Raw genomic sequence first — 21,726 nt, 5'->3', positions numbered from 1 at the left:
CGGTGAGTACCGCCCGGGTCGCCCTCCCGCCTCAGCCGACGACCACCAGCAGGTCGCCCGCCTCGACGGACGCCACCGAGTCGATCGCGAGCCGCTCGACCGTGCCGGACGCCGACGCCGTGATCGACGCCTCCATCTTCATCGCCTCGATCGTGGCGACCGTCTGGCCGACCTCGACCGCGTCCCCGACCGCCACCTGGAGCGTGACGACACCGCTGAACGGCGCGGCGACGTGCGCCGGGTTCTCCGGGTTGGCCCGCTCGCTCTCCGGCCGCGCCGGCTTGACCGAGCGGTCGCGCACCGACAGGACGCGGGGCTGGCCGTTCATGCGGCAGTAGACGGTGCGGAAGCCGCGCTCGTCCGCTTCGCCGATCGCCTCCACCGCGAGGTAGAGCGCGACGCCGGGCGACAGCTCGACGGTCAGCTCCTCGCCCGGCTTGAGGCCGTGCAGGAAGGCCGGGGTCGGGACCACCGAGACGTCGCCGTACAGCCGGCGCGCCTCCTCGAAGTCGCGCGCCGGGCCGGGGAACAGCAGCCGGTTGAGGGTGCCGCGTACGTCGTCCCCGTCGAGCGCCGCGTCCTGCTCCTCGGTGAGCGCGACGGTCCGCGACACGGTCGTGCTGCGGCCCGCGAGGGCCCGGGTGCGGAACGGCTCCGGCCAGCCGCCGGGCGGCGTGCCCAGTTCGCCCTGCAGGAACCCGATGACGCTGTCCGGGATGTCGAAAGCCGCCGGGTCGTCCTCGAACTTCGCCGGGTCCGCGCCGACCGCGCTCAGGTGCAGCGCGAGGTCGCCGACGACCTTGGACGACGGGGTGACCTTGACGATGTTGCCGAGGATCCGGTTCGAGGCGGCGTACGCGTCCTCGATCTCCTCGAACTTGTGCCCGAGGCCCAGCGCAATGGCCTGCTGCCGCAGGTTGGACAGCTGGCCGCCCGGGATCTCGTGGCGGTACACGCGGCCGGTCGGCGCCGGCAGCCCGGACTCGAACGGCGCGTACACCTCGCGGACCGCGGCCCAGTAGGGCTCCAGGTCGCACAGCGCGTCCAGGGACAGCCCGGTCGCGCGCTCGGTGTGGTCGGTGGCCGCGACGATCGCGGACAGCGGCGGCTGGCTGGTGGTGCCGGCCAGCGCGGCCGACGCGCCGTCGATCGCGTCGACGCCCGCCTCGATCGCGGCGAGGTACGTCGCCAGCTGCCCGCCGGCGGTGTCGTGCGTGTGCAGGTGGACCGGCAGGTCGAACCGCTCGCGCAGGGCCGTCACCAGCGTGCGCGCGGCCGGGGCGCGCAGCAGGCCCGCCATGTCCTTGACGCACAGCACGTGCACGCCGGCCTCGACCAGCTGCTCGGCGAGCCGCAGGTAGTAGTCGAGCGTGTAGAGGGTCTCGCCCGGGTTCGCCAGGTCGCCCGTGTAGCAGAGCGTCCCCTCGGCCACGGCGTGCGTGCCGAGCGTCGCCTCGATCGCGGGCCGCATGGCCTCGATGTCGTTGAGCGCGTCGAAGATGCGGAAGATGTCGATGCCGGTGGCCGCGGCCTCCTCGACGAACTTCACGCACACCTTGTCCGGGTACGGCGTGTACCCGACGGTGTTGCGGCCGCGCAACAGCATCTGGATGTTGAGGTTCGGCATCGCCTCGCGCAGCGTGGCCAGCCGCTCCCACGGGTCCTCGGTCAGGAAGCGCAGCGCGACGTCGTACGTCGCCCCGCCCCACGCCTCGACGCTCAGCAGCTGCGGCGTCAGGCGCGCGATGTGCGGGGCCGCCGCGGCGAGGTCGAACGTCCGTACCCGGGTCGCCAGCAGCGACTGGTGCGCGTCGCGGAACGTCGTGTCGGTCACCGCGAGCGCCGTCTGCGCGCGCAGCGCCTGCGCGAACCCGGCGGCGCCCAGCTCCAGGAGCTTCTGGCGGCCGCCCGCCGGGGCGTCGCCCTCCGGGAGCCGCGGCAGCTTGGTGCGCGGCACCGCGAGGGCGCGCGCCGGGCCGTGCGGCCGGTTCACGGTGACGTCGGCGAGGTACGCGAGCAGGCGCGTACCGCGGTCGGCGCCGGCACGGGCCCGGACCATGTCCGGACGGTCGTCGATGAACGACGTGGTGACGCGGCCGTCACGGAACTCCGCGTCGTCCAGGACCGCCTGGAGGAACGGGATGTTGGTGGCGACGCCGCGGATGCGGAACTCGGCGACCGCGCGCCGGGCGCGGGCCACCGCGTCGGCGAAGGTCCGGCCGCGGCAGGTCAGTTTGACCAGCATCGAGTCGAAGTAGGGCAGCACCTCTGCGCCGGTGAACGTGCCGCCGTCCAGGCGCACGCCCGCGCCGCCGGGCGAGCGGTACGCGGACACGGTCCCGGTGTCGGGCCGGAACTCGTGCGCCGGGTCCTCGGTGGTGATGCGGCACTGCAGCGCCGCGCCCTGCACCCGGATCGTCTCCTGGGCGAGCCCGAGGTCGGCGTGCGTGGCGCCGGAGGCGATGCGCAGCTGCGCCTGCACGAGGTCGACGCCGGTCACCTCTTCGGTGACGGTGTGCTCGACCTGGATGCGGGGGTTCATCTCGATGAAGACGTACCGGCCGCGCTCGTCGAGCAGGAACTCCACGGTGCCCGCGTTGCGGTAGCCGATCGTCTCGGCGAAGCGCACGGCGTCCGCGCACATGCGCGCGCGGATGTCGGGGTCCAGGTGCGGCGCCGGGGCGATCTCGACGACCTTCTGGTGGCGGCGCTGGACCGAGCAGTCGCGCTCGAAGAGGTGGACGACGCTGCCGTCGGCGTCGGCGAGCACCTGCACCTCGATGTGGCGCGGGCGTACGACGGCTTCCTCCAGGAACACCGTCGGGTCGCCGAACGCGGTCTGCGCCTCGCGCATCGCGGTCTCGATCGCGGAGCGCAGGTCCTCGCGCCGGTCGACGCGGCGCAGGCCGCGCCCGCCGCCGCCGGCCGCGGCCTTGACGAAGATCGGGAAGCCGATCTCGTCGGCGGCGGTGAGCAGCCCGTCGATGTCGTCCCGCGGGTCGGCGGTGCGCAGCGTCGGCAGGCCGGCGCTCTTGGCCGCCTCCAGCGCGCGGACCTTGTTGCCCGCGAGGGACAGGACCGCGGCGTTGGGGCCGACGAACTGGATGCCGTTGGCCTCGCACGCCTCGGCAAGGAGGGGGTTCTCGGACAGGAACCCGTAGCCGGGGTAGATCGCGTCCGCGCCGCACGCGAGCGCGGCGCCGACGATGGTGTCCACGTCCAGGTACGCGCGAAGCGGGTGGCCGCGCTCCCCGATCTCGTAGCTCTCGTCGGCTTTCTGGCGGTGCAGCGAGTGACGGTCCTCGTACGCGTAGACGGCCACCGTGGTGATGTCCAGCTCGGTTGCGGCACGCAGCGCCCGCACGGCGATCTCACCGCGGTTGGCCACCAGCAACTTGCGGATCACGAGCTACCTACCCTCCTTGCCCGGTCGCCCGGGGATTCCGGTCGGAATGCCCCGAACCATAGGACACGTGTACTGGTCCCCCGCAGGTCGGTCCCATATGCCGGGCACCGTGCGTGACTACGGAACAACAGGGCTGACCAGCGGGAACGCCGTTCCCTCACGGGGTGTCGGAGGGGCTGTGAGCTTGGTCACCGCATGATCCAGGTGTCCTTGGCCCCGCCGCCGCGCAGCGAGTGGACGAGCAGGCTGCGGCGCGGCGCCGACCGGGTGAGGGCGACGGGGAGGACGGTGGGGCCGCCGGACTGGCAGACGAACGCCCGCAGGTCGACGGCTCGGGGCTCGAAGCGCTCGCCGGTGAAGGTGGGGTGCGTGGACAGCGCGACGGTCTCCTGGGCGACCCAGCGGCGCGGGGCCGCCACGATGTCCGCGCGCGCCTGCTTCAGTTCCTGCTCGGTGGCGTCCGGGCCGATGACGACGCCTTCGCCGCCGAAGCCGTCGACCGGTTTGACCACCAGCTCTTCGAGATGGTCGAGGACGTGGGCGCACTCGTCGGGGTCGCCGCAGGCGTACGTGCGCACGGACCGGAGGAGGGGGCGCTCGCCGAGGTAGTACTCGATCAGGCGCGGCACGAACGCGTACAGGACCTTGTCGTCGGCGACACCGTTGCCCAGGGCGTTGGCGACGGCGGCCCGTCCGGCGCGGACGGCGTCCAGCAGGCCGGGGCCGAGCGGCCGGCGGTCGGCGCCGAGTGCGGAGACGAGTCGGTCCTCGTCGACGCGGCGGTAGAGGACGTCGACGGGGTACGCGCCGTACCGCCCGCCCATCACCACCACGCGGTTGTCGACCAGTCGCAGCTCGGCGGGGGTGACGACGGGCACGCCCATCTCGTCGGCGAGGAGCCGGTGCTCGAACCACGCGGGGCTGTCCGGGCCTTCGCTGAGCACGGCGACGACCGGGTCCCGCTCGGACCGTCTCGGAGCCGCTGCGACGAGCGCGCTCTTGAGCAGCGACGGCACCTGATCGACCGTCAGTATGCGTTCCCCGGGCTGGAGTTCGGGGAGGATTTCAGCGGAGAGGCGGCGGGCGGCCAGGGCGTAGGCGATGCCCGAGGGCATGTTGAGGTTGTCCTCCAGGACCATCCAGTCCCCCGAGCCGTCCCGGACCAGGTCGATTCCGGCCAGGGTGATGCGCACGGTGTCGGCGGGCAGCCGGGCGCCGGTGTCGCGCAGGCCGGGGGCGTCCTCCACGACCCAGGCGGGGACGATGCGATCGCGGACGACGAGGCGTTCGCCGTGCACGTCGTGCAGGAACGCCTCCAGTGCGGCGACCCGCTGGGCGAGCCCGCCGCGCAGCAGCGCCCAGTCCTCGCCGGGGATCAACCGCGGGAGCAAGTCGTAGGGGAACAGGCGGGGTTCATCGGCGCCCTCGGGTCTGCACAGGGTGCCGTCGAGGCGCTGGCGTTCGTCGCGGGCCCGGGCGCGGACGCGCAGCCGTGCGGCGCCGAGCCGGGTGAGGGCGGCGACGGGTGCCGCGTATTGGGGTCGCACCCGGCCTTGCGGGTCCAGCGCCTCGTCCACCGGCGCGGTGTAGCCCTCGAAGATCCCGGGGGTGCGCAGCGCGGGGACGGTGCCGCCGAGCGGCCAGACGGGGCTGGTGCGGGTCTGCGCGACGACGAGGTCGACGGCGTCGGCGAGCGATCCGCCGCGCCGGGTCGCGGCGCGCTGCCGGGCGGCCGAACTCCCGTGCCCGAGCACGGTGTCGACGGCGGAGACCAGGCCGTCCCAGTCGCCGAGTTCCTCCAGTTGCGGGCGGGCGGTGTGCAGGAGGCCGCGTACGACGTCGGGTGCGGGCGCGGCGGACAGCGAGACGGGGTCGACGAGTTCGCCTTCCAGGCCGGAGCGCGCGGCCCGCCAGGTCGCGGCGCGCAGCCACTCGTCGCGCATGCGCGGGGGCTCGCGGCCCTCGGTGGCGTACGCGCAGCCGCGCAGCACCAGCGCACGGAACAGCCCCGCGATGAGCACCACGTCGTCGACGTTGGGGCAGGCGTCGGTGATGCGCAGTTCGAGGGTCGGGACGTGCCGGGAGGGGCGCACGTCGTAATAGACCATCCCGGGGTCGCTGATGACGCCGGAGCGCAGCAGGCCCTCGACCATCTCGTCGTACTCGGCGGCTGATCCGAAGGAGCCGGCGGGCCCGGTGGTGGGCCAGCGCTGCCACACGCTCGTACGCCAGGACGCGTAGCCGGTGTCGGAGCCGAGCCAGTACGGCGAACTCGCGGACACCGCGAGAAGAACCGGCAGCCAGGGGGACAGCCAGGGCAGCGCCGCCACCGCCAAGTCACGGTCGTCCACCCCGACATGGACCTGCGCGCCGCAGATGAGCTGTTCGTGCGCGACCCGCTGGTACGCGTCCACCATGTTCAGGTAGCGCGCGTCGGGGGTTACCGAGATCTCCTCCAGGCGGGCCAGCGGCACGGTCCCGGCGGCGACGATCGCGAGCCCCGACCGCTCGGCGGCGTCCGCGAGTTCGCGCCGGGAGCGGACCAGTTCCTCGCGCAGTTCTGCGAGTCCGCAGTGCGGACTGCTGTTGGTCTCGACCACCGACTGCTGGAGCTCCGCGGTGAAGCCCTTCCCGGGCAGCCGCTCCAGCACTTCACGAGCGCCGGGCACAAGATGTCTGGTGTCGAGCCCGACGAGGTGGAATTCCTCCTCGACGCCGACGGTGACCGAGCGAGTCGCACCAGCGCTGCCGCTGCCCATTCCCGCAGGGTACGACCCGACTGTTACAGGCATATGTCAGAGTTGATCACAATTGTCACGGCCCGTCAGCGAGTCGGCCCAGTTTGTGAACGCATAGTGACATCCGGTCAGTTGATCACATTTCCGCTCGCCCGAAGAGTGTCCTGACGGAAGATTTTCGATCGCGTTCGGGCACCGCGCGGGCGGTACCGTCAGGGCCGTGTCCACGAACGAACCCGGGCCGCCGTCCCCTGACGCCGAGCGGATCCAGAACACGCTGACCGACCGCTGCCCGGAGTACCGCGCTCAGCTGGCACCCGGCCCCGGCGACGCCGTCGTCCCCGCGACCGCCGTCCTCGACCCCGCGTGGCTCGGCGCCCGCCTCGCCGAATCGGGCCGCCGCTACCGCACTGGTGATGCGCGCGTGGCGGCGATCCTGTGGTGGTACTCGGCGAGCACGGTGCTGCTGACCCCGGCGCTGGCGACGTACGCGGTGACCGGCCGGGCCGTGGACCCGCGCCCCGAGGCCACCGTGCTCTTCGTACGGCGCGACGGCCTCCCGTCCGGCGCCCGCTCGACGGCGGCGGTCGGCGGCACACCGTCCGAGGCCGGCGCCGCTCTCGGCCTCGGCATCGCGGCCTACGTGGGCGCGCTGGCCGACGCGGCCCCGGTACGCCCGCGAGCGGCCTGGGCGATCGCCGTCGACACGGTGGCGGGCGTACTGCTGCGGGCCGGGACGACGGGCGGCGAGCCGGAGGCGGCCACCGCACTCGCGGCCCCGCTGGTCGCGGCCGCCGCGCAAGCCGCGGGCCTGCCGGTCCCCCGCCCCCGCTACGTCGACTTCGGCCGCACGCGCTTCGTGCACCGCACGTCCTGCTGCCTGCTGTACCGGGCGCCCGGGCAGCCGATGTGCACCAGCTGCCCGGGACGCCGCCCTGAGGACCGTGCCGAGGACCTCGCGCGGCTCGCGCGAGGCCTCGCACGGTAGGCGGGCCGGTCGGGAGCGCGAGCCGGTCGGGAGCGCGCTACGACTTCGGCAGGTCCACGACCTCGGACGCCGGCGGTTCGGCTATGTTGACCGGCTCGTTGAACTTGTCGTAGTTGTCCGCCTCCGGCTCGGGACCGTTGGTGATGAGCCGGATCGGGTAGACCGGGAGCGCGGCGTTCAGGTAGCCGGTGCCGGTACTGGCGCTGATCGGGATGACCGTCCAGCCCTCGAACTGCTGGAGCGGCAGCTTGGTGGAGCTGGAGTTCAGGTGCTCCAACACGTACTCGGGGTTCGACGCGCCGAGCACACCCGTGACGATGCCGGACACCGAGGAGTCGGTGTCGCTGGTGCGGAACCACTTGGTCGCCAGCGTCTTGGCGTCGGCGGCGCTGAACTGGCCCTTGCCCTCGACCACCCAGTACTGCTCGTCGCCCTTGAACCAGACGGCGTCGCCCTTGCGCACGATCTGGAGCACGTACTTGTCGGTGCTCGCGCTGCCCGTGAAGTTCTCGGTCTCCCGGTCGACGTAGACGTCGATCAGCATCTTCTTGGTGCCGTCGAGCTTGATCGTCGCGCGCACGTGCACGGTCTTGACCGTACGGGCGGCGGTACGGGCGAGGGATATCAGCTCGCCCACCGACAGGTTCGGCACCTCGGCGGACGTGACCGGACCGCGCGTCGGCGAGGCCGACGTCGGCGGACGGCTCGTGGTCGGCTTGCGGGTGGTCTTCGTCGGCGACGGCGACGCGGACTTCGACGGCGGCGCCGTCGTCGGTCCGCCCGAGCTCGGCGACGGGCTCGCGGCGTCCTTGATCGACCGCGCCGCGCCGTCGACCTGGCCGCACGCGGTCAACGCCGCCGAGAGAAGAACCCCCACCACTCCTATGCTGGCGATGCGACGCACCTTGTGTCCCGTCCCCTCGGTTGTCCCTGCCCCCGTGCGGCCCCTTGGACGGGCGCGCCCGCGCGGCGGTTCCGCCGTCCGGCAACACGGCCGATCCGCCTTTGCGCTTCACGGTACGCCGGGCGTCCGCGCGGCGTATTGGGTGTACCCCTCGTTTTGCGCGCGGTGCGGTTCGGGACGGCCGGGACAGGCGCGGGCTACGCCGTGGGGAGCCGTACGTCGGCCGAGAGTTCCTCGATGTCGACGACCTGGCTCGACGGCGGGGTCGGCACGACCAGCGGCTTGTCGATCTCGCGGTAGTCGACCGCGCTCCCCGATCCCGGGTCGACGACGCGGACCGGGACCAGCCCGAGCTCGACCGAGAGGTACACCGTCGTCGGGTCGCCGCCGGTGTAACCGGCCGCCGGTGTAACCGGCCACCGGTATCTGCGTCCCGCCCGCGGCGGCCACCGGCGCCTGCCGGCGGGGCTTGGTGAGCGCTTCCAGGACCGAGCCGGGATCGGCGATGCCCGCCAGCTGCTCGAATTCGCCGAACGCCTTGTGGTCCGACGAAACGTGCAGGTACTTGCCGCCGATCTGCCGCGCGGTATCCGCCGGAGCGCCCGACGCGCGCCAGTACGCCGCCTCCGCCTTGAACCAGGAGTCGTCCCCGCGGCGGAGGATCTCGACTGTATGGCCCTCCGCCTCGATCGAGCCCACGACGTCCGCGGTGTCCAGGTCGTAGCGGAGGTCGAGGGAGGACTGCTCACCGTCCTCGAAGAACGCGGCGACGACACGGACCGTCCGCACCTCCGCCGCGGCCTCCTCCGCCTTCTGCAGCAGCTGCGCGGCGGTCAGGTCGGCGTACGGCTCCCCCGGCGCGCCGGTTCCGGTGCCGGGGGTGGTGGCCCGAGGTGCGGTGGCGGCGGGCGGGTTCCCCGTCCCGGCGGCCGCGCTCGGGGTGGCGGACGGCGTGGCGGAGGCGCCCGTCGACGGCGTCGGCTCGTACAGGGAATCGGGAAACGCATGGCGCCGCGTCTCCAGCCGCCCGCACCCGGCCAGCGCGGTCACCACCGTCACGACAGTCACCGCGGCCGCGGTCGCGCGCACGGCACGTTGCCCCATGAAATCCCCCGAATACGCGGCGTCGCCGCAGTTTTGACGATGCGTCAGCGCAGCATCGACCAATGATCGTTACGGCGCAAGCCAACCACGGCGGCCCGCCGGGACGAAACGAAATTCCCATCGCCGGGCGGACTCCGCCGACCCGCGGGGCGGATCCCTGGCGCGGACCGGCGGGTGCGGGTGTGGAGACGAGGAGGCAGGTCGCGGGGGCTCGGCTGGGGGCGACTCCAGGTTGCTCGGGGGGCAGCTCCGGGCGGGCAACCAGGGGGAGTCGCTTCGTGCCGACTCGGCTCGCAGGAACCAGGGCGTGCGCAGGTCGCCGGGGCTCAGTCGTTCGGCGCCGCAGCTGTTTCGGGCTCCGTCCCACGGCTCCCGGGGGTCAGGTCCTCAGCCCCGGGCCTTGGGGCTCAGGGCCGGGGCTCCGGTCCGGGGCTCTGGGGTTCAGGTCCGGGGCCGGGGCTCAGCCCCAGGGCCCTGGGGCTCCACCCCTCGGACCGTCAATCCGTGGGTTCCTCGTACCTCGGCTCCTCGGGGGCTCGTTCGGCGTCCATTAGCATCGGCCGGTAATGCCCCGCTGCCCGTCTTCTGCCGGGCGCCCTGTTCTCGGAGGTCCGCTGTGCCGCCGCTTGTCCCCGTCTCCGCCGCCGTGCCCGACCGCCCGGACGCGGTGGTCGTCGACGGGATCGCGATGAGCCGTGCGGACCTGTTCGGCGCGGCGACCGCAATGGCCGACCGGATCTCGGGTGCCTCCGCGGTGGCGGTGCGCGCGACAGCGTCCCTCGGCACCGTCGCGGCGACGCTCGCCGGACTGGTGGCCGGAGTACCGGTCGTCCCGGTGCCGCCCGACTCGGGGCCGCTGGAACGCCGCCACATTCTGGGCGACTCGGGCGCTGCGCTGCTCCTCGAACCCGGTGGCACGGGCGCGTGGGCGGCCGACGACCTCGGGCTCCCGGTCGTCCCCGTCGACCTCACCCGGCGCTCGGCGGCGACGTTCCCCGAGCCCGGCCCCGGCTCCGTCGCGCTCACCCTCTACACCAGCGGTACGACCGGCGCGCCCAAGGGCGTCCTCCTGTCGCACGCCGCGCTCGCCGCCGACCTCGACGCCTTGGCCTCCGCGTGGGCATGGACGCCAGACGACGTTCTCGTGCACGGGCTGCCGCTGTTCCACGTCCACGGCCTCGTGCTCGGCGTGCTGGGCGCGTTGCGCACCGGCTCGCGGCTGGTGCACACCGGTCGTCCGACGCCCGCCGCGTACGCGAAGGCCCGCGGTTCGCTCTACTTCGGCGTCCCCACGGTCTGGTCGCGGGTCGCGGAAGACCCGGCGGCAGCACGGGAGTTGGCATCGGCACGGCTGCTCGTCTCGGGCAGCGCGCCGCTTGCCGTACCGATATTCGCGCGTCTCGCCGAGCTGACCGGCCACCGCGCCGTCGAGCGGTACGGCATGACCGAGACGCTGATCACCGTCAGCACCCGTGCCGACGACGAACGGCGGGCGGGTTGGGTCGGCACCCCGGTCGACGGCGTGGCGACCCGCCTCGTCGGCGACGACGGCACCCCCGTTCCGCACGACGGCGAGACGGTCGGCGAACTCCAGGTGCGGGGCGCCACGTTGTTCGACGGCTATCTCAACCGCCCCGACGCGACGGCCGAATCCCTCACCCCCGACGGCTGGTTCCGCACCGGTGACGTGGCGGTCGTGGCACCGGACGGATGGCACCGCATCGTGGGCCGGGCGTCGACCGACCTCATCAAGAGCGGTGGCTACCGCGTCGGTGCGGGCGAGGTCGAAGGGGCCCTGCTCGCCCACCCGGCGGTGCGCGAGGCCGCCGTCGTCGGTCTCCCGCACGCTGATCTGGGCCAGGAGATCGTCGCCTTCGTCGTCGCGGACGGCGTCACCGGCCCCGAACTGGCGGACTTCGTCGCCCGCTCGCTGTCGGTCCACAAGCGGCCCCGCCGGGTGCTCCTGCGCGAGGACCTCCCCCGTAACGCCATGGGCAAGGTCCAGAAGCGCCGGCTGACGGAGTAGCTCCCGGACCTTCCGCGGCCGCAAGCCCGTCCGTATCCCCGCCCGCACGCCTGCCCGTGTCCCGTCGGCGCGGCCGAAGCAGCATCTGGAGCAGCGTCCGCGGGCCGAAGAACTCGTCCGGCCTCGTGACTCCGGCGAACGCGGCGAGCAGCCTGGGGACTTCGTCCGGGCGCCGGGCGACCGTCCGCAGGAACAACCGTTCCGGCCACCCCTGGGAGTGCGCGGCCATGGCCACGGTGAAGTCGTACATCGCGGTCAGCGATCGGTCGCGCTGCGTCTGGTACGCGGGGAGCGCGGTGCGCCCGTCGAGTTCGCCGACCAACGCCTCGGACAGATTCGCCGCGTCGCGCAGCGCGTTGCTGATGCCCTGCGCGGACACGGAGTCCATGACGACGCCCGCGTCGCCGACCAGGGCCCACCCGGGGCCGTAGGGCTTGCGGAAGCGGTTCGGCTGATCGGGTGTGGTGCGCAGCCGCTCGACGCGGGACGCGGATGCGAGGCGGTCACCGAGGTCTCCACAACGGGCTGTTATGGCAAGGTAGTTCCGCTCGATATCGGTGCGGAAGGCGTCGAAGCCGCGGAGCGGGGCGGACATGTAGACCATCGTCAGGTCGTCGTTGGTGGGGAACACCGCGACGGAACAGCCCGGGCGCTGGTACAGCTCTCCGTGCGTCATCTCCAGGCCCGACCAGTAGCCGTAGCAGGCGAACGCGCTTACCGGGCGCTCCCGGTAGACCGGCGCGTGCACCGCCGCGGCGACGGAGGAGTGCTTGCCGTCGGCGCCGACCACGAACCGGGCCCGTTCGTCCACGTGCCGGCCGTCGCGCCCGCGCAGCCGTAGGCCGACCACCCGTCCTTCGTCCCAAAGGAGTTCGTCGACGCGGGTGCGCTCGCGTACTTCGGCGCCGGCGGCCCGCGCAGCGTCGAGCAGGAGCCGGTCGAGCAGGGTTCGCCGCGGACTGTAGAGAGCGTCGACACCGTCGTGCTCGGGGAACACGCCGGTCAGGACGGTACCGTCGGCGTCGAAGCGGACCCGCCGCGTCGGCGGCGTGCCGGCCTCGCAAATCGCGTCGAGCAGGCCCCACCGGTTCAGCAACGCGACTCCCGGCAACTGGACTTGGTGCGACGAGATGGTGTCGCTCGGGAACGCGGCCCGGTCGACGAGGAGGACGTCCAGGCCCCGGCGGGCGAGCAGCATGGCCGTCGACGCCCCCGCCACCCGCGCCCCGACGACGATCACATCACGCGTACGGGTCACCCGGACCTCCAGATACATACCAAGAGTCGGGATGTTACGAGCCCGCGCTCGCGGCACGCAACACTTCGTACCGGTTGCCGACATCGACACCGACGGCAAGCGCCCGACGCACCCGGAACGCTCGGCACAGTTCGGCTACCTGTGGTCGTGCCAGATCGTGCCGCCGCAGTTCCAGCACGGGCGCAGGCCCGGCTGCACGCGGGCCCTCCACGGCCGCACCGGTGCCCTCCCGGCGGCTTCGGCCTCGGGGCGGAACTTCGCCTCCCCAAACCGCTCGCGCGCGGCTCCCACGAGCGGGTGGCCGGAGTCCGGCCCGGCCTCGCCCTCGCGTACGGCCGTCTCCAGCAACCGCAGCACCTCGCCCGCGTCGTCGGCCCCGCCCCGGGCGCGACGCGCGGCCACGAGGGCGAGGACCGCGTCGAGCGTGAGCGGGTCGCCGGCCCCCAGCGACCGGCATCCGTCGGCCACGGCCGCTTCCAGGTCCGCCACCGCCTGATCGTGGCGGCGCTGCACGGTGAACGCGCGGCCGAGCACGGTGCGCAGTACGCACAACTGGCCGGCGTACGCGGGTTCGTCGACGTCGATCTCGTGGTCGAGGACGAGGCGGCATTCCGTCTCGGCCTCGTAGGCGCGTCCGAGCCCCACCAGCGCACGGGCCCGGGCGATGCGCGCGTTGCGGCCGACGTCGCCGCCCGGGCCTTCGTGCGCGACGCACGCGGCCACCGCCGCGACGCCGACCTGCTCGGCCTCGCGGAACCGTTCCTGCCCGTTGCGGACGACAACCTGCATCCAAAGCACGAGGGCACGCAGCCGGGCGCGTTGTTCCTCGGCGATCTGCATGATGGCCAGCCGCGACGTCAAGGCGTCCAGACGCCGATCGGCCTCCGCGTAGCGCCCCGCGTTGACCTCGATTGCCGCGATCGTCGACTCCAGCTCCACGGTGTCCGCGGGCGAGGCGTTCGCCCGAGAGTCTGCGAGGGCCAGGGCGAACAGCTCCTGGGCCGGCCCGTCGTGGCCCAGGCGCAGCAGAACGTCGCCCATGGTCTGGCGCAGCACCCGTACGGAGTCCCCGGCCTGCGGCGCGGCGAGGAACTGCGAGAGCACGACGCCGAAGTGCGCCCATGCCTCGGGCCCACGGCCCAACTCGCCGAGGGAGACCAGCCGGTACCGGTGCACACGGCCCATGTGCTCGCCGAGCGCCGGTGTCCAGGCCGCTCCGTGCGCCAGCAACTGGTCGGTCAGCGCCAGAAGTTCCGCGAACCGGCGGTCATCCTCGAGCCGCTCGGCGAGTTCGAAGGACGCCCAGAAGTCGCCCGCCCCGCCCTTCGCACCCCAAACTCTCCCCACCACAGCCCCCTGACCTGACCACGCCCCGGGCGAACTCTGCCAGAAGCCTGCGGCACCGCGGCAAGCGGGTGAGTCACGATGCAAGCGTCACAACGCACGGGTCACAACGCTCCCAACCCGCCCCCTCCTCCCGCCCCTTCCACATCTCGGGAACGTCCGCCGCCACCCCAAGGTGCCGGGCACGCCCCCCAACCACCCGAAACAACGTAGCGCCAGCACACTCGAACACACGTAACACCGGGGAAGGGAGAAGGCGCAAGCAGGAGTGGGAAGGCGACGGGCCGGGGGCCGGGGAGCGTGGGGGGGTCGGTCAGTCTGCTGTGATGGCGGTCAGTTGGGAGCGCAGGTACGCGTGTGAGTCGATGCCGCGTACGTCGGTCCCCGGGTCGCAGTCGTAGAAGTAGACCAGCGACATGAGTTCCTCGTCGGGGGCGTGCTCCGGCGGCGGCAGCACGCGGTGGCGGCCCGAGCGCCAGCGGCCGTCGGTCCAGCGGGCCATGAGGTCGCCCACGTTGACGGTGAACGCCGACGGATCGTACGGCGCGTCCTGCCAACCGTGTTCGTCCGTGTAGACCTGCAGTCCCCCGGCCCCCGGCTCCCGGTCGAGCACCGTGACCGTGCCGAAGTCGGTGTGCGGGCCGATGCGGAACTGTCCCGGCGCCGCGGGCCCGACGCGTCCGGTTCCCGGATACCAGTTGATGTTGAAGCCCCACGTCGGGTGCTTGGTGTGCCGGGTGAAGAAGCCCGAGTCATCGCGGAGCACCGTGCCCAGGAGCTCCAGGATTCGGTCGGACAACGTCCGCATCCGGCGCAGGTACGACTCCACCGGTGCGCGCAGCTCCGGGACTTCGTCCGGCCAGACGTTGGGGCGGAACCACTCGGCGTCCACCGCCGGGTCACCGGTCGGCTCGTCGGAGACGAAGGAGAACGACTCCTTCATGTCGGGCGGGCTCTCGCCGCCCTCCGCATAAGCGTTGGCCTCCGCACCGGGTCCCAGCCAGCCGCGGTCCCCCACCTTGACGGCGTACGCCTGCTTGGCCTCGGCGGGCAGGTGGAAGAACCCGCGTGCCGCCCGGCGGATCGCCGCGCGCTCCTCCAGGGCGACGCCGTGCCCGGTCGCCTGCAGGAAACCGGCGGTGCGCAGCGCGCCGTCGACGGACTCGGCGATGTCACGGCGTACGGCCGGGTCCCCGGTGCGCCAGGCCGCGAGGTCGACGGTAGGGATGAAGCTCATGGGTCCACTCTGTTGCCGCGACAGAGATCGGATCAAGTCGTTGATCCGCATGGGGGAACGCCGAGTTGCCTCGCCCGGGTGACGTCGGCGGCGGTCGCCCGCCAGATGCCGACGCCAGATGCCGGACGCCGGTCAGGCCAGCGGTCGACGGCCCGGGAAGCCGAGGTCTTGACGGTGGTACCAGGCCAGTTCCCGGTCACCCTCCAGCCAGCACAGGTGGACCGGGGTCCCGTCGGCGAGGTCGGACGGGAAGTCGACGAGCAGCGGCGCGAACCCCTTGAGTTCGGCGCCGGTCTCCTGCACCCGGGTCATCAGCTCGTCCAGCCGCGCGTGCATGCCCTTGAGCTCGGGCAGGCCGCCGTCCGGCGTCGGTCCGGCCCCCGACGCTAGGTCGGCGGACAACTCCGCCGCGCGGCCGCGCAGCGTGACGATCTCGTCGAGGACCGGGAGCAGCTCGGCGAGCACTTCGCGTGCCTCGTCGACAGTGAACAAACCCATGGCCCCAGCTTGTCATGGAGCCGGCGCGCTGCCGCGCCCTGCCCGACGCGCGGGGCGCGACCAGCGGGGCCCGACGTGCGGGGCGCGACGTGCGGCCCGACGTGCGGGGCGCGCGGCGCGGTGCCCGGCCGCCGTTTCGTCGAGGCCGGGCCACCGCGCCGCCGCCGAACGGCTCAGATGCGGCCGGTCAGCACCATCGGGTCGGGGTACCCCTGCGGGTTCTCGATCACGCCGACGATTGTGGCCTTGCCGGTCTTCGGGTCCGTGGCGACCGCCCACGGCGCGTAGGTCCTGCCCTCGGGGAGGTCCGTGGGGATGCCGAGCGAGGTGGCCCGGTTCCCGACGACGCGCAGGGCGTAGCCGTTCACCCGGTCGTTCGTCTTCCCCGCCGCGACGATGCCGCCCGGTGCCGGGGCCGCGCCGTACATCGGGCCGGCCGTCTCCGGAGTGGCCACCTTCGTCCACGCCTTGCCGTCCCAGTGCATGACGAGGGCGTGTCCGCGGTCCTTGTCGTCGAGGAGTACGCGGCCCACCGCCCACACGTCGGTCGGGGACTTGGCCACGACCGAGTTGAACTCGCCGTACTCGCCGCCGTGCGGGGGTGTCGGCAGCACCGACCACTTCGACCCGTTGTAGTGCAGCGCGACGGGCTGGTCGTCGTCGCCGTAGCCGCTGCCGACCGCCCATACGTCGTTCGGCCCGGACGCGCTGATGGAGTTCAACGCCCATGAGGGGTACGGCTGCGGCACCCGGACGTTCTTCCAGCTCCTTCCGTCCCAGTGCGCCACGATGCCTTCACTGTGCGTCTCGATCTGCGGGGGGCCGTCGTCGGGGTCCGGCGTCACACTGTCCTGGATCTGCGTCCACCCCGCCGCCCACACGTTGTTCGGGCCGACCGCGGACACACTCAGCAGGCCGCCGCCCGTCGAGTCGGGTGCGGTCGGCACGTCCACGGACTTCCACGAACGCCCGTTCCAGTGCTGGGCCATGATGGGTCCGCCGGGGTCGTAGCCCTTCTGGTCGCCGACGACCCATGCGTCCTTCTTCGAGGTGGACGCGATGGCGTTGATCCGGCCGCTCTCGCCGGGAGCGGTGGGGATCTCGGTCCAGCGGCCGCCGCCGTTCTTCTCGTAGACCACCGGCTGGAAGTCGAGGCCGCCGCCCTCGTCGACGAGGCGGAAGCCCGCGACCCAGGTCGTGGCGGCGTCGGGCTTGGTGACGCCGGTGAGGCTGGCGGCACCGGCGGGGAGCTTGGCGGGCGTCCAGCGCTGGGCGGCGGATTCCGCCGCTTCGTCCGCGGCCGCCGGGAGCGCACCGCCGACCGCGACGGCGGACGCCATCACGGTCGTGGCGACAAGCCGGCGCAGTCGACGACGGGGATGTACAAGCGCGCTTACGGTCATGCGGTCGTTCTCCAGACTCGGGGTGAACACCCCGTCGCCTATGGTGACTCCGCGTGCACGCTCTCGCGTTGCACCCTGCGCGCCCCCAATCCTGCGCGCTCCCCCATGCCATCCCGCCGGGCAGTCGCAGGCGGCACTCGCACTTTTGTCCATGTCCGAAATAAGTACGCGTGGTCTTGTACGTAACTTGTCGCGCGAATAGCTTCCCTTCCACCGAAGCCCGGGAGGGGACCAGTGAGCAACGCACACGCCACCGGCACAGGCACAGGCATCGTCGGCTGCGGCAACATCTTCGAGCGCTATGTGCGCGGCCTCGCGCGCTTCCCGGAACTGCGCGTCGTCCGCGTCGCCGACGTCGATGCCGACCGGGCCCGGCGCGGTGCCGAACTCGTCGGCCCGGGAACGCCGTACGGCACCCTGGAGGACCTGCTCGCCGACCCCGCCGTCGAGATCGTCGTCAACATCACGCCGCCGACCGCGCACGCGGCCGTCACCGACGCCGCGCTGCGCGCCGGGAAGCACGTGTACGTCGAGAAGCCGATCACCACCGACCTCGCCATCGCGCGCGAACAGCTCGTGCTGGCAAGGGAATCGGGCCTGGCCCTCGGCGGCGCGCCGGACACGTTCCTCGGCAGCGCAGGCCAGACCGCCCGCGCGGTGATCGACGCGGGGGTGATCGGCGACCCGGTCGGCGCCACCGCGTTCGTGACGCACAGCCGCGCCGAGACCTGGCACCCGGACCCCACCTTCCTCTTCAAGCCCGGCGGTGGCCCGATCCTGGACCTCGGCCCGTACTACGTGACGCAGTTGGTGAACTGCCTCGGGCCGATGGCGGAGGTGTACGGCCGGACGCGTGTCGGCGCCGCGGTGCGTACCGTCACCGCACCCGGGCGCCTCGTGGAGTCGATCGACGTCGAGGTCGACACGCACGCGGCGGCCGTGCTGACCTTCGCGTCGGGCGTACTCGCCACGATGGCCCTGAGTTTCGACATCTGGGACCACCAACTGCCCTTCATCGAGATCTACGGCACGCACGGCACTCTCGCCGTCCCGGACCCCAACACGTACGACGGCGATGTCAAGGTGCGGCTGCATGGCGACGACGCATGGGCGGTGTGCCCGCCGGTGCTGCCGGTTCAGGGGCCGGCCGACTCCCTCGAACACCAGCTGCTGCGTGGGCCCGGCGTCGCCGACCTCGCGGCCTCGCTGCGCGGCGGTCCGCACCGCGCTTCCGCGTCCCTCGCGCTGCACGTCCTTGAAGTTCTCGGCGCCGTCACGGCGTCGGGTGCGGCGAAGGCGCCGCTGGCCATGACGACGACGTGCGAGCGCCCGGAGGCCCTTCGCTGAATCGAGCAAGCAGAGCATGTGGACGCGCCCCCGACTCGCGGCGCAACCGGCGCCGCACCCACGCGACACCCGACCGAGAGGAACCGACCGTGCCCGATCCCTCCCCCGCCACCGGCCCCACCCCCGCGCCCGAGTCCCGGCACGAACCCTTGTACGCGGTCGACCTGATCACCTTCTACCACCCCGAGTTCTGGGGCCTGGACAGCTACGACGCGCTCGTCGCCAAGACCGTCGCCGAGCCGCGGTGGTTCTGGGAGCGCTGCCTCGACGCACTGCGCGAGGCGGGCGTCCCGGGCATCGAACTGACCTTTCCGCCGGGCGACTGGCGGTCCGCAGTCGCGGCGTACGGCTCCCCCGAAGGCTTCGCCGAGGCCCTGGCGCAGCGTGAACTCACCCTCGTCAGCGGCTTCTTCGCGGACATCGACCGCCACGAGTGGCGGACCCCCGAAGGCCGCCGCGACATCCTCCGCGCGGCCGGGGAGTACGCCGACTTCCTGCACCGCGCCGGCGGCAGTGTGCTGGTGGCGGGACTGCCCTTGCGGCGTACGGTCGGTGCCCAACCCGCGGTGTTCGTCGACATGGCCGCCGCCGAGCCGCTGGCGGCGCTGCTCAACGAGATCGGCGACGTGACGCTGCGTCAGGGCGTCCGGCTCGCGCTGCACACCGAAGCCCACTCGGTGCTGTGCACGGGCCGCGACGTCGACCTGTTCATGCTCCTCACCGACCCGATGTACGTCGGCCTCTGCCCCGACACCGCCCACCTGACGCTCTCCGGCGCCGACCCCGTGGAGGTGGTCTCCCGGCACCGCGAGCGCATCGTGCTGGCGCACTGGAAGGACGCCTTGGGCCCCGCGCCCATGGACGTGGAGATCGACGAGAAGATCTTCGTCGCGCACCAGCCGTACTTCTGCCCGTTGGGCAGCGGCGTCGTCGACTGGTTCGCCTGGGCCCGCCTCATGCGCGAGATCGGCTTCACCGCGCCCACCCTCCTGGAACTCGACATGGTGCCCGACCCGATCGGCGAAATGCGCGCCGCCCGCCGCTTCGTGTCCACGTCCCTGGCCCCGCTCTACACATGAACCGGGCCCGGGCGGTGTCCCGCCCCGGGTAAGAGCGGCAGAATGCCCGGCATGGCTGTGGATGACGTGGCACGCCGGGGATTCGGCTCGGGCGCGGACCGGTACCACCGGGAGCGTCCGTCGTACCGGCCCGAGGTGATGGCGTACCTGGGCGACGCTCTGGGGCTCGGGCCGGGTGTCCGCGTCCTCGATCTCGCCTCGGGCACCGGGCACATGACGGCACGTCTGGTGGAACTGGGCGCCGACGTCTCGGCGGTGGAGCCGTCCGAGGCGATGCGGGCGGTGTGCGCGGAGACGGTGCCGGGCGTTGCGGTCGTCGACGGGACCGCCGAGGAGATCCCGTTCCCCGCCGGGTCCTTCGACGCCGTCGTCGTCGCGCAGGCGTTCCACTGGTTCGACGGACCGGCGGCGCTGCGCGAGATCGCCCGCGTGCTGCGCGCCGGCGGCGGCCTCGCGCTGCTGTGGAACGAGCGCGACGAGGCGACCGAGTTCGACGCCGCGGTGAGCAAGGCCATCGCGTCGACGAAGACGCAGCCGTACGACGTGCGCCACGACTTCGCGGCGGACATCGGCGCTTCCGGGCACTTCGGACCGGTCCGGTCGCGGGAGTTCGCCTGGATCGAACGCCTCACCCGCGAACAGCGGTTGGCGCGGGTCGCCACGATCAGCTACATCAACGCGATGCGGCCCGAGGAGCGTGCGGATGTGCTCGACCGCTTGCGCGGACTGCTCGCGGACCAGCCAGACCCGGCCGACGTGAGCCACGTGACGAACACGTTCCTCGCCACCAAGCCGGGCAACTGACGTGGCGTCAACCGGCCTTGCCCGGTCTGGTCCGACCTTGCCTTTACCGGCCCCGCCTGGTCTGCGCGCTCGATGCCGCGTCAGGCGCGGAGCACGCCCTGCTCCACCAGCCAGGCGCGGGCCGGTGTGACACCGGTCCAGCGGTGCGCCACCAGTCCGGCGGCGGTCGCCCCGGCCACGTTGTCCTCGCGGTCGTCGAGGAACCGGCAGTCGGAGGTACGGGCCCCCAGCCGCTCGGCGAGCACGCGCCACATCTCCGCGTCGGGCTTCGCCGTCGCGTGGTCGGCGGACACCACGAGGTGCCGGAAGTACTTCGCCCAAGGCTGGGCCGCAAAGGCTTTCCCGCACGACGCGGGGGCGTTGGACAGCAGCGCCAACGGCACGCCCTGCGAGGACAGTTCGGCGATCAGCGCGATCGACTCGGGGTCCGCTTCCAGCCAGCCTGCGACGTCGGCTTCGGTCAACTCCGCGACGCGGCGGGCGTCGACGGCGAATCCCGCGCGGCGGCCCACCTCGGTCCAGTAGGCGTCGTCCGGCATGCCGCGGTCGTACGCGTCCCGCACCGCCCAGTACCCGGCCTCGAACTCCGCCGTTCCGACCCCGACCGAAGCGGCCATGTCCGGAAGCACCGCGGAGGCGTGGCAGAGGACCTCGCCGTAGTCGAACACGGCCCAGTGCGGCATGCGTTCCCCCTTCGTCGCGGCTCGAACGCCGGAGCACCGCGCTCAACGTAGCCCACGTCGGCGGCCGCCGCCCACGGGCGTCACCGTGGAGCCCGGGCGGCGGCGATCCGGGCTACTGCCGGTTCCAGAGGTTGAGTGCGCCGTTGACCTGCCGCGTCAGCGTCTTGGACGTGCAGGTGTAGTCCCCGCCGTCGGGGATCGGGTCCATCTCCTTCGTCGAGACCACGACCCCGTTCTCCCGCGTGGTCCTCGTGACCGTGCTGCTGTCGTCGGCGTACGTGATCCGGCCGTTGCGGGTGGTGTACGCGAAGCGGGCGATGCCCGAGTCCCGCAGGCTGACCTTCTTGCCGCGGTCGAAGTAGTCGGTGGCCAGGTCGAGTTCGAAGCTGCCCGTGCCGTCGGGCGCGTAGTTGACGTACGCGTACCCCGTCACCGTCAGCTGCCGCAGTGTGCCGTCCGGCAGCATCTCCGTGGTGGGAAACGCCGCGGCCTTCCACCGGCCGACGAGGCACCGGTCGGCCACCGACGACGTCGAGGGGGTGACCTCGTCCCCGCCGCCGTCCCGGCCCGGTTCCACCTCATCCGCTTCGACCGGATCGCCACCGCCGCCGGCGTCGCCTCCCGGCGTCTGCGTTCCGACGCTCTCCGCCCGCGCCGACGTGCCGCCGTCACCGCTGCCTCCGCCCAGGTCGACCACCCCCAGGGCGAACTGCAGAATGCCCACCAATGCGGCCACCGTGCCCACGACCGCCCCGAACACGGCCCACTTGCCGCCGCTTCCCCCACTCGTCACAGGTCCCCACCTCCGACGCGAGCAGCGGCCGCTCCCCGGTGGCCGCTGCTCGGATGGTAGGCCAGAGGCGGGAGCTGCCGGGCGGGGTCGCACGTACTTGAGGCAAGTCCCCCA

15 protein-coding genes and 1 pseudogene are annotated in these 21,726 nt (G+C 72.7%); 5 read left to right on the top strand and 11 right to left on the bottom strand.

Annotated features, from left to right (window positions below):
- Window positions 1–31: 31 nt before the first annotated feature.
- Together ACWD12_RS23770 and ACWD12_RS23765 are read right to left on the bottom strand one after the other, a co-directional pair.
- Entirely contained in the window at window positions 32–3,406 is a 3,375-nt protein-coding gene (locus ACWD12_RS23770; protein ID WP_450101214.1) for a pyruvate carboxylase, read from the bottom strand.
- Between the two features lie 188 nt (window positions 3,407–3,594).
- Window positions 3,595–6,165, bottom strand: a complete 2,571-nt coding sequence (locus ACWD12_RS23765) for a glutamate--cysteine ligase (protein ID WP_450101213.1) — start codon at window positions 6,163–6,165, stop codon at window positions 3,595–3,597.
- A gap of 199 nt (window positions 6,166–6,364) precedes the next feature.
- On the opposite strand from ACWD12_RS23765, the gene ACWD12_RS23760 reads away from it, so the two are divergent.
- Window positions 6,365–7,132 carry a (2Fe-2S)-binding protein gene (locus tag ACWD12_RS23760; protein ID WP_358355355.1) on the top strand — a complete coding sequence of 256 codons (768 nt, stop codon included), beginning with the start codon at window positions 6,365–6,367 and terminating at the stop codon, window positions 7,130–7,132.
- A 37-nt stretch (window positions 7,133–7,169) separates the two neighbouring features.
- Here the strand turns inward: ACWD12_RS23760 and ACWD12_RS23755 are convergent, their stop codons facing one another.
- Window positions 7,170–8,009 (bottom strand): hypothetical protein, encoded by an 840-nt coding sequence (locus ACWD12_RS23755; protein WP_358355353.1) that lies wholly within the window; start codon window positions 8,007–8,009, stop codon window positions 7,170–7,172.
- A gap of 135 nt (window positions 8,010–8,144) precedes the next feature.
- Window positions 8,145–9,140 (bottom strand): hypothetical protein, encoded by a 996-nt coding sequence (locus tag ACWD12_RS23750; protein ID WP_450101212.1) that lies wholly within the window; start codon window positions 9,138–9,140, stop codon window positions 8,145–8,147.
- 616 nt (window positions 9,141–9,756) lie between these two features.
- Between ACWD12_RS23750 and ACWD12_RS23745 the strand changes: the two genes are divergently transcribed.
- Window positions 9,757–11,166 (top strand): acyl-CoA synthetase, encoded by a 1,410-nt coding sequence (locus tag ACWD12_RS23745; protein WP_450101211.1) that lies wholly within the window; start codon window positions 9,757–9,759, stop codon window positions 11,164–11,166.
- A gap of 250 nt (window positions 11,167–11,416) precedes the next feature.
- On the opposite strand, the pseudogene ACWD12_RS23740 reads toward ACWD12_RS23745, so the two are convergent.
- The 5 genes and pseudogenes from ACWD12_RS23740 to ACWD12_RS23720 all read right to left on the bottom strand — a co-directional run.
- A pseudogene (locus tag ACWD12_RS23740) lies at window positions 11,417–12,442 on the bottom strand (FAD-dependent oxidoreductase); the annotation flags it as partial.
- A gap of 117 nt (window positions 12,443–12,559) precedes the next feature.
- Window positions 12,560–13,771 carry a hypothetical protein gene (locus ACWD12_RS23735; RefSeq protein ID WP_450101210.1) on the bottom strand — a complete coding sequence of 404 codons (1,212 nt, stop codon included), beginning with the start codon at window positions 13,769–13,771 and terminating at the stop codon, window positions 12,560–12,562.
- A gap of 310 nt (window positions 13,772–14,081) precedes the next feature.
- Window positions 14,082–15,005 (bottom strand): isopenicillin N synthase family dioxygenase, encoded by a 924-nt coding sequence (locus ACWD12_RS23730; RefSeq protein ID WP_450101209.1) that lies wholly within the window; start codon window positions 15,003–15,005, stop codon window positions 14,082–14,084.
- Between the two features lie 132 nt (window positions 15,006–15,137).
- Window positions 15,138–15,503 (bottom strand): DUF2203 domain-containing protein, encoded by a 366-nt coding sequence (locus tag ACWD12_RS23725; RefSeq protein ID WP_450101208.1) that lies wholly within the window; start codon window positions 15,501–15,503, stop codon window positions 15,138–15,140.
- 173 nt (window positions 15,504–15,676) lie between these two features.
- Entirely contained in the window at window positions 15,677–16,936 is a 1,260-nt protein-coding gene (locus ACWD12_RS23720; protein WP_450101207.1) for a hypothetical protein, read from the bottom strand.
- Between the two features lie 204 nt (window positions 16,937–17,140).
- Between ACWD12_RS23720 and ACWD12_RS23715 the strand changes: the two genes are divergently transcribed.
- The 3 genes from ACWD12_RS23715 (at window position 17,141) to ACWD12_RS23705 (ending at window position 20,136) form a co-directional block, all read left to right on the top strand.
- Window positions 17,141–18,253, top strand: a complete 1,113-nt coding sequence (locus tag ACWD12_RS23715) for a Gfo/Idh/MocA family protein (protein ID WP_450101206.1) — start codon at window positions 17,141–17,143, stop codon at window positions 18,251–18,253.
- A gap of 89 nt (window positions 18,254–18,342) precedes the next feature.
- Entirely contained in the window at window positions 18,343–19,332 is a 990-nt protein-coding gene (locus ACWD12_RS23710; protein WP_450101205.1) for a sugar phosphate isomerase/epimerase family protein, read from the top strand.
- 51 nt (window positions 19,333–19,383) lie between these two features.
- Complete coding sequence (locus tag ACWD12_RS23705; protein WP_450101204.1) at window positions 19,384–20,136, top strand: class I SAM-dependent methyltransferase; 753 nt, start codon at window positions 19,384–19,386, stop codon at window positions 20,134–20,136.
- Between the two features lie 80 nt (window positions 20,137–20,216).
- On the opposite strand, the gene ACWD12_RS23700 is transcribed toward ACWD12_RS23705, so the two are convergent.
- Together ACWD12_RS23700 and ACWD12_RS23695 are read right to left on the bottom strand one after the other, a co-directional pair.
- The gene (locus ACWD12_RS23700) at window positions 20,217–20,819 is read right to left on the bottom strand and encodes an HAD-IA family hydrolase (RefSeq protein ID WP_450101203.1); all 603 of its coding nucleotides are present in this window, start codon (window positions 20,817–20,819) and stop codon (window positions 20,217–20,219) included.
- A gap of 112 nt (window positions 20,820–20,931) precedes the next feature.
- Window positions 20,932–21,612: a hypothetical protein gene (locus ACWD12_RS23695; protein WP_450101202.1), complete on the bottom strand. Its 681-nt coding sequence runs from the start codon at window positions 21,610–21,612 to the stop codon at window positions 20,932–20,934.
- Window positions 21,613–21,726: the final 114 nt, after the last annotated feature.

This window comes from Streptodolium elevatio, assembly GCF_053592165.1.
This window is presented reverse-complemented; position numbering and strand designations above follow the sequence as displayed.